Annotated in this window: 1 pseudogene; it reads right to left on the bottom strand. The window is 66.2% G+C overall.

The features are described 5' to 3' along the window. Positions 1-234, bottom strand: a pseudogene (locus ACLJNW_RS28645) (polyamine aminopropyltransferase); the annotation flags it as partial.

The following is a 234-nucleotide window of genomic DNA, read 5'->3' on the forward strand; positions in this document are numbered from 1 at the left end:
TTGTAGTAGCGGGTGGCGATGCCGCTGTCGCGGAAGCGCTGGCGCAGCGTTTCCAGCGGAAGGCGACGCAGGCCTTCGTGGGTCGAACCCCAGGCGAAGGTCATGGCGCCGCCGATATAGGTCGGCACCGCCGCCTGGTAGAAATGCCAGTCGGCAAACAGCCCGTCGGTACGTGCGGCGGTGGTGCGCACTTCCTCCAGTTGCATGAACGGCGTGCCGTTCTGGGTGACCAGG

Origin of the sequence: Salmonella sp. SAL4457, from assembly GCF_046548235.1 — a bacterium.
In the GTDB taxonomy this organism is placed as follows: Bacteria; Pseudomonadota; Gammaproteobacteria; order Enterobacterales; family Enterobacteriaceae; genus Salmonella; species Salmonella enterica.